The sequence below is a fragment of the Streptomyces sp. TRM68416 genome (genome assembly GCF_014596915.1).
Classification (GTDB): Bacteria; Actinomycetota; Actinomycetes; order Streptomycetales; family Streptomycetaceae; genus Streptomyces.
The window spans coordinates 62,860-76,294 of the sequence record NZ_JACVWU010000013.1 but is presented as its reverse complement, the minus strand read 5'-3'; the positions used below and the strand labels follow the sequence as shown (position 1 = coordinate 76,294).

At 71.7% G+C, this 13,435-nt stretch carries 13 protein-coding genes; 12 read left to right on the top strand and 1 reads right to left on the bottom strand.

The genetic code is table 11. The features are described 5' to 3' along the window. Nucleotides 1-61 precede the first annotated feature (61 nt). Entirely contained in the window at nt 62-1,027 is a 966-nt protein-coding gene (gene galE, locus ICC28_RS21435) for a UDP-glucose 4-epimerase GalE (RefSeq protein WP_188290273.1), read from the bottom strand. A 276-nt stretch (nt 1,028-1,303) separates the two neighbouring features. Here galE and ICC28_RS21430 point away from each other — a divergent pair, with 276 nt between their 5' ends. From ICC28_RS21430 to ICC28_RS21380, 12 genes are all read left to right on the top strand, one after another. Further along, the gene (locus ICC28_RS21430) at nt 1,304-3,112 is read left to right on the top strand and encodes a DUF5941 domain-containing protein (RefSeq protein WP_188290272.1); all 1,809 of its coding nucleotides are present in this window, start codon (nt 1,304-1,306) and stop codon (nt 3,110-3,112) included. Then, the gene (locus tag ICC28_RS21425; RefSeq protein WP_188290271.1) at nt 3,109-3,861 is read left to right on the top strand and encodes a sugar phosphate nucleotidyltransferase; all 753 of its coding nucleotides are present in this window, start codon (nt 3,109-3,111) and stop codon (nt 3,859-3,861) included. Before ICC28_RS21430 ends, ICC28_RS21425 begins: the two co-directional genes overlap by 4 nt. Then, nucleotides 3,849-4,910 carry an iron-containing alcohol dehydrogenase family protein gene (locus ICC28_RS21420; protein WP_188290270.1) on the top strand — a complete coding sequence of 354 codons (1,062 nt, stop codon included), beginning with the start codon at nt 3,849-3,851 and terminating at the stop codon, nt 4,908-4,910. The genes ICC28_RS21425 and ICC28_RS21420 overlap by 13 nt, the downstream gene beginning before the upstream one ends. Then, complete coding sequence (locus tag ICC28_RS21415) at nt 4,888-5,667, top strand: CDP-alcohol phosphatidyltransferase family protein (protein ID WP_188290269.1); 780 nt, start codon at nt 4,888-4,890, stop codon at nt 5,665-5,667. The genes ICC28_RS21420 and ICC28_RS21415 overlap by 23 nt, the downstream gene beginning before the upstream one ends. 44 nt (nt 5,668-5,711) lie before the next feature. Further along, a complete protein-coding gene (locus ICC28_RS21410) occupies nt 5,712-6,557 on the top strand; it encodes a glycosyltransferase (protein WP_223189244.1) in 846 nt (281 codons plus the stop codon). A 97-nt stretch (nt 6,558-6,654) separates the two neighbouring features. Next, nucleotides 6,655-7,584 carry an ABC transporter permease gene (locus ICC28_RS21405; RefSeq protein WP_188290267.1) on the top strand — a complete coding sequence of 310 codons (930 nt, stop codon included), beginning with the start codon at nt 6,655-6,657 and terminating at the stop codon, nt 7,582-7,584. Next, nucleotides 7,577-8,365 carry an ABC transporter ATP-binding protein gene (locus ICC28_RS21400; RefSeq protein ID WP_188290266.1) on the top strand — a complete coding sequence of 263 codons (789 nt, stop codon included), beginning with the start codon at nt 7,577-7,579 and terminating at the stop codon, nt 8,363-8,365. The genes ICC28_RS21405 and ICC28_RS21400 overlap by 8 nt, the downstream gene beginning before the upstream one ends. Before the next feature lie 402 nt (nt 8,366-8,767). Then, nucleotides 8,768-9,655, top strand: coding sequence for a squalene synthase HpnC (hpnC, locus tag ICC28_RS21395; protein WP_188290265.1), 888 nt, complete (start codon nt 8,768-8,770; stop codon nt 9,653-9,655). Continuing rightward, nucleotides 9,652-10,602 (top strand): presqualene diphosphate synthase HpnD, encoded by a 951-nt coding sequence (gene hpnD / locus ICC28_RS21390; protein WP_188290264.1) that lies wholly within the window; start codon nt 9,652-9,654, stop codon nt 10,600-10,602. Before hpnC ends, hpnD begins: the two co-directional genes overlap by 4 nt. Next, nucleotides 10,602-10,742, top strand: a complete 141-nt coding sequence (locus tag ICC28_RS40665) for a DUF6380 family protein (protein ID WP_223189220.1) — start codon at nt 10,602-10,604, stop codon at nt 10,740-10,742. Before hpnD ends, ICC28_RS40665 begins: the two co-directional genes overlap by 1 nt. Then, a complete protein-coding gene (hpnE, locus tag ICC28_RS21385) occupies nt 10,739-12,250 on the top strand; it encodes a hydroxysqualene dehydroxylase HpnE (protein ID WP_188290263.1) in 1,512 nt (503 codons plus the stop codon). Before ICC28_RS40665 ends, hpnE begins: the two co-directional genes overlap by 4 nt. Further along, nucleotides 12,247-13,377, top strand: coding sequence for a polyprenyl synthetase family protein (locus tag ICC28_RS21380; protein WP_188290262.1), 1,131 nt, complete (start codon nt 12,247-12,249; stop codon nt 13,375-13,377). Before hpnE ends, ICC28_RS21380 begins: the two co-directional genes overlap by 4 nt. Nucleotides 13,378-13,435 lie beyond the last annotated feature (58 nt).

The following is a 13,435-nucleotide window of genomic DNA, read 5'->3' as shown; positions in this document are numbered from 1 at the left end:
AACACCGTTGTCATGTGCCCTGACCTGCAGAAACGATCCGCAGGTCAGGGCGCCGGTGTGATCATCGGTCGTGGTGCAGCTGCCATCCCCGCCACGCGGACTCGACCATCTCGCGCACTCCGCGCCGGGCACTCCAGCCGAGTTCCTCGGCGGCCCGCGCGGCCGAGGCCACCGCCCGCGGCGCGTCCCCGGGGCGACGGCCCTCCACCACGGCCGGCCGGGCGTCGCCGGTGACCTCGCCGATGACGTCGATCAGCTCGCGGACGGAGACGCCCTCGCCGCGGCCGATGTTCACCGTGAGGTCGCCGCTCCGGCCGGTGATCCGGCGGGCGGCCGCGAGATGGGCCTCGGCGAGGTCGGCGACATGGATGTAGTCACGCACGCAGGTGCCGTCCGGCGTCGGGTAGTCGTCACCGAAGATCCGCGGCGCCTCGTCGCGGGTGAGCCGGTCGAAGACCATGGGGACGATGTTGAAGACGCCGGTGTCGGCCAGCTCGGGAGCGGCGGCGCCGGCCACGTTGAAGTAGCGCAGGCACGCGGTGGAGATCCCGTGCGCCTGTCCCGCCGCCCGCACCAGCCACTCGCCGGCCAGCTTGGTCTCGCCGTAGGGGTTCACCGGCGCGCACGGGGTGTCCTCCGTGATGAGGTCCACGTCCGGATTGCCGTAGACGGCCGCCGACGAGGAGAAGACGAACCGCCGGATCCCGGCCTCGGCGACCGCCTGCAGGAGCGTGCCGAGGCCGCCCACGTTCTCCCGGTAGTAGCGGGTCGGCTGGGCCACGGACTCGGCCACCTGCTTGCGCGCGGCCAGGTGCACCACACCGGTCACCGCGTGCTCCGCGAAGAGCCGCTTGAGCAGCTCGCCGTCGAGCGACGAACCGTGCACCAGCGCCACGCCGTCCGGCAGCCGCGCGGGCACCCCGGCCGAGAGGTCGTCCAGCGCCAGCACGCGTTCCCCGGCGTCGGTCATGGCCCGCGCCACGTGCGCCCCTATGTATCCGGCCCCGCCTGTGATCAGCCATGTCATGGTGGCTCACCCTATGCCGAGGCACCCGCGGCGAAGGGAATGTCCCGAATGCCCGTTCTGGAAGCGCGGTTTGTGGGCCGGGCCCCGCATCCCCGATGATGATCGCGGCAACGGCGTGTGCGAACCACGTCGATCGGGCCGTGAAACGGTCGGTGAACGCGGCGTTCCCGGCATCCGATAGCCTCTGCCGACATGCCGCCCGGGGCCACAGGCAAGGGCGCCCCCATCATGCGCAAGCCCGACGTCCCGGCGTCGGCACCCAGGGAGTGAGTTCGGTTGTCGACCGCCATCCTCACCGGTCAGCCGGTCCCCGGATCGTCGATCGAGGCCGATCTGCGGTCGCTCGGCTTCGAGGTCCGGACGGCCGCCGACGCCGCCGACGCCGAGACGCTCCTGGCCCAGGTCCCCGCCCAGGAGCGTGTCGCCCTGGTCGACGCCCGCTTCGTGGGCCACCTGCACGCCCTGCGCCTGGGCCTGACCGACCCGCGCTTCCCGCTCGCCGCGGTGCCCGGCGCGCTCACCGCCCAGCCCGCCGGCCGCCAGGCGCTGACCCGCGCGATGGCCCGCGAGAACTCCGCGGGCGGCGGTACGGCACTCGCCGTGGACAGCCTCGCCGACCGCGTCGTCACCGCCCTGGACGAGGACGGCACCGCCGTGCACCGGCCCGAGCTGGGCAGCCTCGTCGCCGCCGTGCCCGCCGACCCGCAGGCCCGCAACGAGGCACGCCAGTCCGTCGCCGCCGTCGACGACGAGGCCGTACGCCTGAAGTCGGCCGTGAAGGCCCGCGACGGCTTCTTCACCACCTTCTGCATCAGCCCCTACTCCCGCTACCTCGCCCGCTGGTGCGCCCGCCGGGGCCTGACCCCGAACCAGGTCACCACCGCCTCGCTGGTCACCGCGCTCATCGCCGCGGGCTGCGCGGCCACCGGCACCCGCGGCGGATTCGTGGCGGCGGGCCTGCTGCTCCTCTTCTCCTTCGTGCTGGACTGCACAGACGGCCAGCTCGCCCGCTACTCCCTGCAGTACTCCACCCTCGGCGCCTGGCTGGACGCCACCTTCGACCGGGCCAAGGAGTACGCCTACTACGCGGGCCTCGCCCTCGGCGCCGCCCGCGGCGGTGACGACGTGTGGGCGCTCGCCCTCGGCGCGATGGTCCTGCAGACCTGCCGGCACGTCGTGGACTTCTCCTTCAACGAGGCGAACCACGACGCGACCGCCAACACCAGCCCCACGGCGGCCCTTTCGGACAAGCTCGACAGCGTCGGCTGGACGGTTTGGGTGCGCCGCATGATCGTCCTGCCGATCGGCGAGCGCTGGGCGATGATCGCCGTCCTGACCGCCGTCACCACCCCCCGCATCACCTTCTACGCGCTGCTCGTCGGCTGCGCCTTCGCGGCCACGTACACCACGGCCGGCCGCGTGCTGCGCTCCCTGACCCGCAAGGCGCGCCGCACCGACCGGGCGGCGCAGGCGCTGGCCGACCTCGCGGACTCCGGCCCGCTCGCCCAGGGCTTCGCCGAGGCGTTCAAGAACCCCGCGCGCCGGCTGCCCGGCATCGCGACGCCCGCACTCGCCCTGCTCGGCGGCCTCGCCGTGGTGGCCACCGCCGCGCTCACCGAGTCCGGCAGCCCCTGGCCGGTCCTCGCCGCCCTCTTCTACGCCGTGACCTCCGGCCTCGCCGTCGCCCGCCCCCTCAAGGGCGCCCTCGACTGGCTGGTCCCCCCGTTCTTCCGCGCGGCCGAGTACGGCACCGTCCTCGCCCTCGCCGTCAACGCGGGGGTGAACGGAGCCCTTCCTGCGGCTTTCGGCCTGGTGGCGGCCGTCGCCTACCATCACTACGACACGGTCTACCGCATCCGCGGCAACGCGGGAGCGCCCCCGCACTGGCTGGTGCGGGCGATCGGGGGGCACGAGGGCCGGACGCTGGCCGTCACGGTGCTGGCCGTGCTGTTCACCGCCGCACAGTTCAAGGTCGCGCTCACGGCGCTCGCCGTGGCCGTGGCCCTGCTGGTGCTCGTCGAGAGCATCCGCTTCTGGGTGTCCGCAGGGGCACCCGCCGTACACGATGAAGGAGAACCCGCATGATCGGCCTCGTGCTGGCGGCCGGCGCCGGACGGCGTCTGCGCCCCTACACCGACAGCCTTCCCAAGGCGCTGGTGCCGGTGGGGCCCGCGGGCATAGAGGGCGAACCCACGGTCCTGGACCTCACCCTCGGCAACTTCGCCGAGATCGGTCTGACCGAGGTCGCGGTCATCGTCGGCTACCGCAAGGAGGCCGTGTACGAGCGCAAGGAGGCCCTGGAGGCGAAGTACGGCCTCAAGCTCACCCTCATCGACAACGACAAGGCCGAGGAGTGGAACAACGCCTACTCCCTGTGGTGCGGCCGTGACGCCCTCAAGGACGGCGTGATCCTCGCCAACGGCGACACCGTCCACCCGGTCTCCGTCGAGAAGACGCTGCTCGCCGCCCGCGGCGACGGCAAGCGCATCATCCTCGCCCTGGACACCGTGAAGGCCCTGGCCGACGAGGAGATGAAGGTCGTCGTCGACCCCGACAAGGGCGTCACGAAGATCACCAAGCTGATGGACCCGTCCGAGGCCACCGGCGAGTACATCGGCGTCACCCTCATCGAGGGGGACGCCGCCCCCGAGCTGGTCGACGCCCTGAAGACGGTCTGGGAGACCGACCCGCAGCAGTTCTACGAGCACGGCTACCAGGAGCTCGTGAACCGCGGCTTCAAGATCGACACGGCGCCGATCGGTGACGTCAAGTGGGTCGAGATCGACAATCACGACGATCTCGCCCGCGGACGGGAGATCGCGTGCCAGTACTGACAAGGCTCATCCCCTCGCCGGTCGTCGTGGACATCCGCGCAGGAGCCCTCGACGACCTGGGCTGTGTGCTCGCCGACGAGCGCATCTCGCACTCCGGCAGGCTGGCCGTCGCGGTCAGCGGCGGTTCCGGCGCGAGGCTGCGCGAGCGGCTGGAGCCCTCACTGCCTGGCGCCACCTGGTACGAGGTCGGCGGCGGCACCCTCGACGACGCGGTCCGGCTGGCCGGTGACATAAGGGCCGGCCACTACGACGCCGTCGTGGGCCTCGGCGGCGGCAAGATCATCGACTGCGCCAAGTTCGCCGCCGCCCGGGTCGGCCTGCCCCTGGTCGCCGTGCCGACGAACCTCGCGCACGACGGCCTGTGCTCGCCCGTGGCGACCCTCGACAACGACGCGGGCCGCGGATCGTACGGCGTACCGAACCCGATCGCCGTCGTGATCGACCTGGACGTCATCCACGAGGCCCCGGCCCGCTTCGTACGCGCCGGCATCGGCGACGCGATCTCCAACATCTCCGCGATCGCCGACTGGGAGCTCGCCCACCGCGTCAAGGGCGAGAAGATCGACGGCCTCGCCGCCGCGATCGCCCGCCAGGCCGGCGAGGCCGTCCTCCGGCACCCCGGCGGCATAGGGGACACCGAGTTCCTCCAGGTGCTCGCCGAGGCGCTGGTGCTCAGCGGCATCGCCATGTCGGTGTCGGGCGACTCCCGCCCGTCCTCCGGGGCCTGCCACGAGATCAACCACGCCTTCGACCTGCTGTTCCCCCGCCGCGCCGCCGCCCACGGCGAGCAGTGCGGACTGGGCGCGGCCTTCGCGATGTACCTGCGCGGGGCCCACGAGGAGTCGGCCTACATGGCCGAGGTGCTGCGCCGGCACGGACTGCCGGTGCTGCCGGAGGAGATCGGCTTCACCCGGGACGAGTTCGTCCGGGTCGTGGAGTTCGCTCCGGAGACCCGCCCCGGCCGGTACACCATCCTCGAACACCTCGACCTGAAAACCGACCAGATCAAGGACATCTACGCCGACTATGTCAAGGCCATCGGTAGCTGAACTCCGTCCGGTCGTCCACCCCCCGGGGGTGAAGGACCGGCGCAGCGGTGAGCACTGGATGGGACGCCTCTACATGCGCGAGGTGTCCCTGCGGGTGGACCGCTACCTGGTCAACACCAGGGTGACGCCCAACCAGCTCACGTACCTGATGACCGTCTTCGGTGTGCTCGCGGCCCCGGCACTGCTCGTGCCGGGGATCCCGGGCGCCGTGCTCGGTGTGGTGTGCGTCCAGCTGTACCTGCTGCTGGACTGCGTCGACGGCGAGATCGCCCGCTGGCGCAAGCAGTACTCGCTCGGCGGGGTCTACCTGGACCGCGTCGGCGCCTACCTGACCGACGCCGCCGTGCTGGTCGGCTTCGGGCTGCGCGCCGCCGACCTGTGGGGCAGCGGCCGTATCGACTGGCTGTGGGCCTTCCTCGGCACGCTGGCCGCGCTCGGCGCGATCCTGATCAAGGCCGAGACCGACCTGGTGGGCGTCGCCCGCCACCAGAACGGCCTGCCGCCCGTCAAGGAGTCGGCCTCCGAGCCGCGCTCCTCCGGCATGGCACTGGCCCGCAGGGCCGCCGCGGCGCTGAAGTTCCACCGGCTGATCCTCGGCATCGAGGCGTCCCTGCTGATCCTGGTGCTCGCGGTCGCCGACCAGATCCGCGGCGACCTGTTCTTCTCCCGGCTCGGGGTCGCCGTACTGGCCGGCATCGCGCTGCTGCAGACGCTGCTGCACCTGGTCTCCATCCTCGTGTCGAGCAGGCTGAGGTGAGCGGCGTGGGGTCCTCACTGAAGGTGGGCGCGGTCGTCATCACCATGGGCAACCGCCCCGACGAGCTGCGTGCCCTGCTCGACTCGGTCGCCAAGCAGGACGGCGACCGCGTCGAGGTGGTCGTGGTCGGCAACGGCTCGCCCGTCCCGGACGTGCCCGAGGGCGTGCGGACCGTGGAACTGCCGGAGAACCTCGGCATCCCCGGGGGCCGCAACGTCGGCATCGACGCGTTCGGCCCCAGCGGTCGCGATGTCGACATATTGCTGTTCCTCGACGACGACGGCCTGCTCGCGCAGCACGACACCGCCGAGCTGTGCCGACAGGCCTTCGCCGACGACCCCACGCTCGGCATCATCAGCTTCCGCATCGCCGACCCGGACACCGGCGAGACCCAGCGCCGCCACGTGCCGCGGCTGCGCGCCTCGGACCCGATGCGCTCCTCCCGGGTCACCACCTTCCTCGGCGGCGCCAACGCCGTACGCACCCAGGTCTTCGCCGAAGTCGGCGGCCTGCCGGACGAATTCTTCTACGCACACGAGGAAACCGATCTGGCATGGCGGGCCCTCGACGCGGGCTGGACGATCGACTACCGGTCCGACATGGTGCTGTACCACCCCACGACCGCGCCCTCGCGGCACGCGGTCTACCACCGCATGGTCGCCCGCAACCGGGTCTGGCTGGCCCGCCGCAACCTGCCCGCGCTCCTGGTGCCGGTCTACCTCGGCGTCTGGATGCTGCTCACCCTGGTGCGCCGCCCCTCACGGCCCGCGCTCAAGGCCTGGTTCGGCGGCTTCCGGGAGGGCTGGAGCAGCCCGTGCGGCCCCCGCCGGCCCATGAAGTGGCGTACGGTGTGGCGGCTGACCCGACTGGGCCGGCCTCCCGTCATCTGACAAGCTCGTCCCTGAGAGCAACCGGGCCGCACCCACGGCCCCAGGGTCATGCCATGCCCGCACAGGCGTGCATCTCGAAGACGAAAGTTTTTCGCTAGTGAGTGAGACAACGCACGACGGCCGAGTCGCGGTGAGCGAGCCCCCGTCGCCCGACGACGGCCTCACGGCGGCCCAGCTGGCCGCCAAGTACGGGCTGTCCGTGAGTGGCGCCCGCCCCTCGCTGGTCGAGTACGTGCGCCAGCTCTGGCACCGGCGTCACTTCATCCTCGCCTTCTCCCGGGCGAAGCTGACCGCCCAGTACAGCCAGGCCAAGCTCGGCCAGCTGTGGCAGGTGGTGACGCCGCTGCTGAACGCGGCCGTGTACTTCTTCATCTTCGGCGTGATCCTCGGGGCCGACCGCGGCATGTCGCGCGAGGTGTACATTCCGTTCCTGGTCACCGGCGTCTTCGTGTTCACCTTCACGCAGAGCTCGGTGATGTCCGGCGTGCGCGCGATCTCCGGCAACCTGGGCCTGGTGCGCGCCCTGCACTTCCCGCGCGCCTCGCTGCCCGTCTCCTTCGCGTTCCAGCAGCTCCAGCAACTGCTCGCCTCGATGCTCGTGCTGTTCGTGGTGACCTGCGTCTTCGGCAGCTACCCGGCGCTGTCCTGGCTGCTGATCGTGCCCGTGCTGTGCCTGCAGTTCGTGTTCAACACTGGCCTCGCCCTGATCATGGCCCGGGCCGGCGCCAAGACCCCGGACCTGGCCCAGCTGATGCCGTTCGTGATGCGTACGTGGATGTACACCTCCGGCGTCATGTACTCGATCCCGATCATGCTGGCCGACAAGCCGCAGTGGATCGCGACCGTCCTGCAGTGGAACCCCACCGCGATCTACATGGACCTGATGCGCTTCGCGCTGATCGACGGCTACGGCTCCGAGAACCTCCCCGACCACGTCTGGGCGGCCGCGGGCGGCTGGGCGCTGCTCGTCGCGGCCGGCGGGTTCGTGTACTTCTGGAAGGCGGAGGAGAGGTACGGCCGTGGCTGACCCGAAGACGGACGCGCGCGTCCCCACCGTCATCGCCGACGACCTGCACATCGTCTATCGCGTCAACGGCGCGAAGGGCGGCAGGGGCAGCGCCACCGCGGCGCTGAGCCGGATGCTGAGGCGCGGCTCGGACGACGCGGCGCGCGGGGTGCGCAAGGTGCACGCCGTCAGGGGCGTCTCCTTCGTCGCCTACCGCGGCGAGGCCATCGGCCTGATCGGCTCCAACGGCTCCGGCAAGTCGACCCTGCTGCGCGCCATCGCGGGCCTGCTGCCCGCCGAGAGCGGCAAGGTCTACACCGACGGCCAGCCCTCCCTCCTCGGCGTCAACGCGGCCCTGATGAACGACCTGACGGGCGAGCGGAACGTCATCCTGGGCGGGCTCGCCATGGGCATGACCCGCGAGGAGATCAAGGAGCGCTACCAGGAGATCGTCGACTTCTCCGGCATCAACGAGAAGGGCGACTTCATCACCCTGCCGATGCGCACCTACTCCTCCGGCATGGCGGCCCGCCTGCGCTTCTCCATCGCCGCGGCGAAGAACCACGATGTGCTGATGATCGACGAGGCGCTGGCCACCGGTGACGCCAAGTTCCGCAAGCGCTCCGAGGCGCGCATCCGCGAGCTGCGCGCGGAGGCGGGCACGGTCTTCCTGGTCAGCCACAGCAACAAGTCGATCCGTGACACCTGCAACCGCGTCCTGTGGCTGGAGCGCGGCGAGCTGCGCATGGACGGCCCGACCGACGAGGTCCTCAAGGAGTACGAGAAGTTCACGGGCAAGTAGTCCACCCGGCACCGGCACACGCGGCGGACCTCGCTTCCCACGGCCCCGTCGGAACTCTTCCGGCGGGGCTCCGCGTCTGCAAAGGAAACGTCAACTTCGGCTTCCCGTAGGAATCTTGGGGCCAATCGGTGTGTTGTTGTGATGTGCAGGGCACCCCGGGGACCCGCAGTGCGTTGTACAACGTAAGCTGTACCGGTCCCGAATCGCGGCAAGTGGGGCGATAATGCCCCACACCCTCTGTCAGGGCGGTCGCGCGGGCGGCCGGGCGGCGTGTCCGAAATAGTGCGTATTGGGTCTGCGGTGTAGAACGGGAGATGTGACGGCAATGGCTACGGAAACTCCCCAGCTCAACGCAGCATGTGCCGTCCCTGCGTCGGACGGCTCGCGGTGACGGGAACCGGCATGCCGCACGCCGGTGACGCGGAGCGCGGCACCCTCGACAAGGCTGCGCACGAGAACTTCCCGGTGGCCCCCTTCTTCCTGCCCCGGGCCTGGCGCACCGACCTCATGGCCGTCTACGGCTTCGCCCGCCTCGTCGACGACATCGGCGACGGCGACCTGGCCCCCGGCGGGGCCGACGCCCGCCTGCTCGGCGTATCGCCCGCGGAGGCCGACGACCGCCTGGTCATGCTGGACGCCTTCGAGGCCGACCTCCGCCGGGTCTTCGACGGCACCCCCCGCCACCCCCTGCTGCGCCGCCTCCAGCCGACGGTCCGCCGCCGCTCGCTGACCCCCGAACCCTTCCTCGGCCTGATCGAGGCCAACCGCCAGGACCAGCTCGTCACCCGCTACGAGACCTACGACGATCTGCTTGCCTACTGCGAACTGTCCGCCAACCCCGTCGGACATCTCGTGCTCGGCGTCACCGGTACCGCCACCCCGGAGCGCATCCGCCGCTCCGACGCGGTCTGCACCGCCCTCCAGATCGTCGAGCACCTCCAGGACGTCGCCGAGGACCTCGGCCGCGACCGCATCTACCTGCCCGCCGAGGACATGAAGCGCTTTCACGTCCAGGAGGCGGATCTCGCCACGAAGACCGCAGGCGCATCGGTGCGCGCACTGGTTGCATACGAAGCAGAAAGAGCCCGGGATCTCCTGAATGAAGGCGCCCCCCTCGTGGGTAGCGTCCACGGCAGGTTGAGGCTGCTGCTCGCAGGGTTCGTGGCGGGGGGAAGGGCGGCGATCCGAGCGATCGCCGCCGCCGAATACGACGTACTTCCCGGCCCGCCCAAGCCCGGCAAGATCCAGCTGCTGCGCGAGGCGGGCGTGACTCTGCGAGGAAAGGGGTGATCCGGACCGTGGAGTCTGCACCACACGTGTCCGCACCGGTACTCGCTGCCTACAGCTACTGCGAGGCCGTCACCGGACAGCAGGCGCGCAACTTCGCCTACGGGATCCGGCTGCTGCCCACACCGAAGCGCCGCGCTATGTCGGCGCTGTACGCGTTCTCGCGCCGCGTGGACGACATCGGTGACGGGGCGCTGGCCGACGAGGTGAAGGCGGCGCGGCTGGAGGAGACCCGGGCGATGCTCACCCGGGTGCGCGGCGGCGCGGTCGACGAGGACGACACCGACCCGGTCGCCGTCGCGCTCGCCCATGCCGCGGAGGTCTTCCCGATCCCGCTCGACGGCCTGGACGAGCTGATCGACGGCGTGCTGATGGACGTACGCGGCGAGACCTACGAGACCTGGGACGACCTGAAGGTGTACTGCCGCTGTGTGGCGGGCGCCATCGGGCGGCTCTCGCTCGGGGTGTTCGGCACCGAACCGGGGGCGCGCGGCGCCGAGCGCGCGCCGGAGTATGCCGACACGCTCGGGCTCGCGCTCCAACTCACCAACATCCTCCGGGACGTACGCGAGGACGCCGAGGGCGGGCGCACCTACCTGCCGGCCGACGACCTGGCCAAGTTCGGCTGCTCGGCCGGGTTCAGCGGACCGAAACCACCCGAGGGCGCCGACTTCGCGGGGCTCGTGCACTTCGAGGTGCGACGGGCCCGCGCCCTTTTCGCCGAGGGATATCGCCTGCTCCCGCTGCTCGACCGGCGCAGCGGCGCCTGCGTCGCCGCCATGGCCGGCATCTACCGCCGCCTGCTGGACCGCATCGAGCGCGACCCGGAGGCCGTGCTGCGCGGCCGGGTCTCACTGCCCGGACGCGAGAAGGCCTACGTCGCCGTGCGCGGCCTGTCCGGGCTGGACGCCCGGCATGTGACCCGGCGGGCCGTCAGGAGGCGCACCTGATGGACAATCCGGCCCAAAGTGATGCCACCGGCAAAAAGGCGTACGCAACCCTCCGCGGCGGGGCGGCGTCCCTGACTGCAACGGCCGACCGTGCATCGTTCAAGCACCGCGGCGGCCGCTCGGGGGAGGACGCACGATGAGCGACGGCATGCGGTCCGAGGAACCGCTCACGGCCACGCCGGGACGGCAGCCGGGGCGTGACGCCGTCGTGATCGGCGGCGGCCTGGCCGGCATCACCACCGCGCTCGCGCTCGCCGACGCCGGAGTGCGCGTGACACTGCTCGAAGGCCGCCCGCGCCTGGGCGGGCTCGCCTTCTCCTTCCGGCGCGGCGAGCTGACCGTCGACAACGGCCAGCACGTCTATCTGCGCTGCTGCACCGCCTACCGCTGGTTCCTCGACCGGATCGAGGGGCAGGCGCTGGCCCCGCTGCAGGATCGTCTCGACGTGCCCGTCCTCGACGTGAACCGGCCCGAGGGGCGGCGACTGGGGCGGCTGCGACGCGACGCGCTGCCCGTACCGCTGCATCTGGGGCGCAGCCTCGCCACCTACCCGCATCTCTCGCTCGCCGAGCGGGCGGCGGTCGGGCGCGCCGCGCTCGCGCTCAAGGGGCTCGACCTCGCCGATCCGGCCCTGGACGCGCAGGACTTCGGCAGCTGGCTGACCGCGCACGGTCAGTCGGCGCGTGCCGTCGAGGCCCTGTGGGACCTGGTCGGGGTCGCCACCCTCAACGCGGTCGCGGGCGACGCCTCGCTGGGGCTCGCCGCGATGGTGTTCAAGACCGGTCTGCTCTCCGACCCGGGCGCGGCCGACATCGGCTGGGCGCGCGTCCCGCTGGGCGAACTGCACGACCGGCTGGCCCGCAAGGCGCTCGACTCCGCGGGCGTCCGTACCGAGGTCCGTACACGCGCCACCTCCGTCTCCACTGATGAAAACGGGCGGTGGAGCGTCGAGGTTCCCGGCGAGACGCTCCGGGCGGACGCCGTCGTCCTCGCCGTCGCCCAGCGCGAGGCGTACGACCTGCTGCCCGAAGGCGCCCTCGACGCTCCCGAGCAGCTTCTGGAGATCGGCACCGCGCCGATCCTCAACGTCCATGTCGTGTACGACCGGAAGGTGCTGAGCAGGCCGTTCTTCGCGGCCCTCGGCACGCCCGTGCAGTGGGTCTTCGACCGGACCGAGGCCTCCGGGCTGCGCGCGGGGCAGTACCTCGCGCTGTCCCAGTCGGCCGCGCAGGACGACATCGACGTTCCGGTGGCGGCGCTGCGCGAGCGCTATCTGCCGGAGCTCGAGCGGCTGCTGCCCCGCGCGCGCGGGGCGCAGGTGAAGGACTTCTTCGTGACCCGGGAGCGCACGGCGACGTTCGCTCCCGCCCCAGGCGTCGGCCGGCTGCGGCCCGGCGCCCGTACCAAGGCACCCGGCCTCTACCTGGCCGGAGCGTGGACCGCCACAGGGTGGCCCGCGACCATGGAGAGTGCGGTCCGCAGCGGCGTGAGCGCGGCGGACGCCGCGCTGAGCGCCCTGGGCCGGCCCCGTCACCACCTCTTCGACGTCGAGGAGGCGGCCTACAGCGCCAGGCCGGGGGACCACCCCCGGACCCCCGGCCGAGAGCCGGAGGCGACCGGAGCGTCCCTGCGAGGTGAGCTTCGGTGAAGGTCGATCAGTACGCGGCAGGTCCCCGCACCCCCGGTACCGCAACAAGAGGAGAGACTGTGCCCCCTGTGCCCCCGGCCTCGACGGCTGCCGACGCGGTGGACGTGACCGCGCTGCTGGAGCGCGGCCGGACGCTGGCCAGCCCGGTACTGAGGGCGGCGATCGACCGCCTGGCCCCTCCCATGGACACCGTTTCCGCCTACCACTTCGGCTGGATCGACGCCGAGGGCAGGCCCACGGCCGGTGACGGCGGCAAGGCCGTGCGCCCCGCCCTCGCCGTGCTCTCCGCCGAGGTCACCGGTGCCGCGCCCGAGGCGGGCATCCCCGGCGCGGTCGCCGTCGAACTGGTCCACAACTTCTCGCTGCTGCACGACGACCTGATGGACGGCGACGAGCAGCGCCGCCACCGGGACACGGTGTGGAAGGTGCACGGGCCCGCCCAGGCCATCCTGGTCGGCGACGCCCTGTTCGCGCTGGCCAACGAGATCCTGCTGGAACTCGGCACCGTCGAGGCCGGCCGCGCCACCCGTCGGCTGACCAGCGCCACCCGGGCCCTCATCGACGGTCAGGCCCAGGACATCTCCTACGAGCACCGCGACCGCGTGAGCGTCGAGGAGTGCCTGGAGATGGAGGGCAACAAGACCGGCGCCCTGCTGGCCTGCGCCAGTTCCATCGGCGCCGTGCTCGGCGGCGCGGACGACCGTACCGCCGACACCCTGGAGAAGTACGGCTACCACCTGGGCCTGGCCTTCCAGGCCGTCGACGACCTCCTCGGCATCTGGGGCGACCCGGTCGCCACCGGCAAGCAGACCTGGAGCGACCTGCGCCAGCGCAAGAAGTCGCTGCCGGTCGTGGCAGCGCTCGCGGCCGGCGGTCCGGCCTCGGACCGGCTCGGCGAACTCCTCGCCGCGGACGCCGAGAGCAGCGACTTCGCGAACTTCTCCGAGGAGGAGTTCGCGGCCCGCGCCGCCCTGATCGAGGAGGCCGGCGGCCGCGAGTGGACCGCCGAGGAGGCACGCCGTCAGCACACCGTCGCCCTCGAGGCCCTCGACTCCATCGACATGCCCGACCGGGTGCGCGCGCAGTTCGCGGCGCTCGCCGACTTCGTCGTCGTACGAAAGAGATGATCATTATCGGTCGAATAGCCCTCGCGTAGTCGCCGGCCGGTGTTCGTGAGCTGATCGC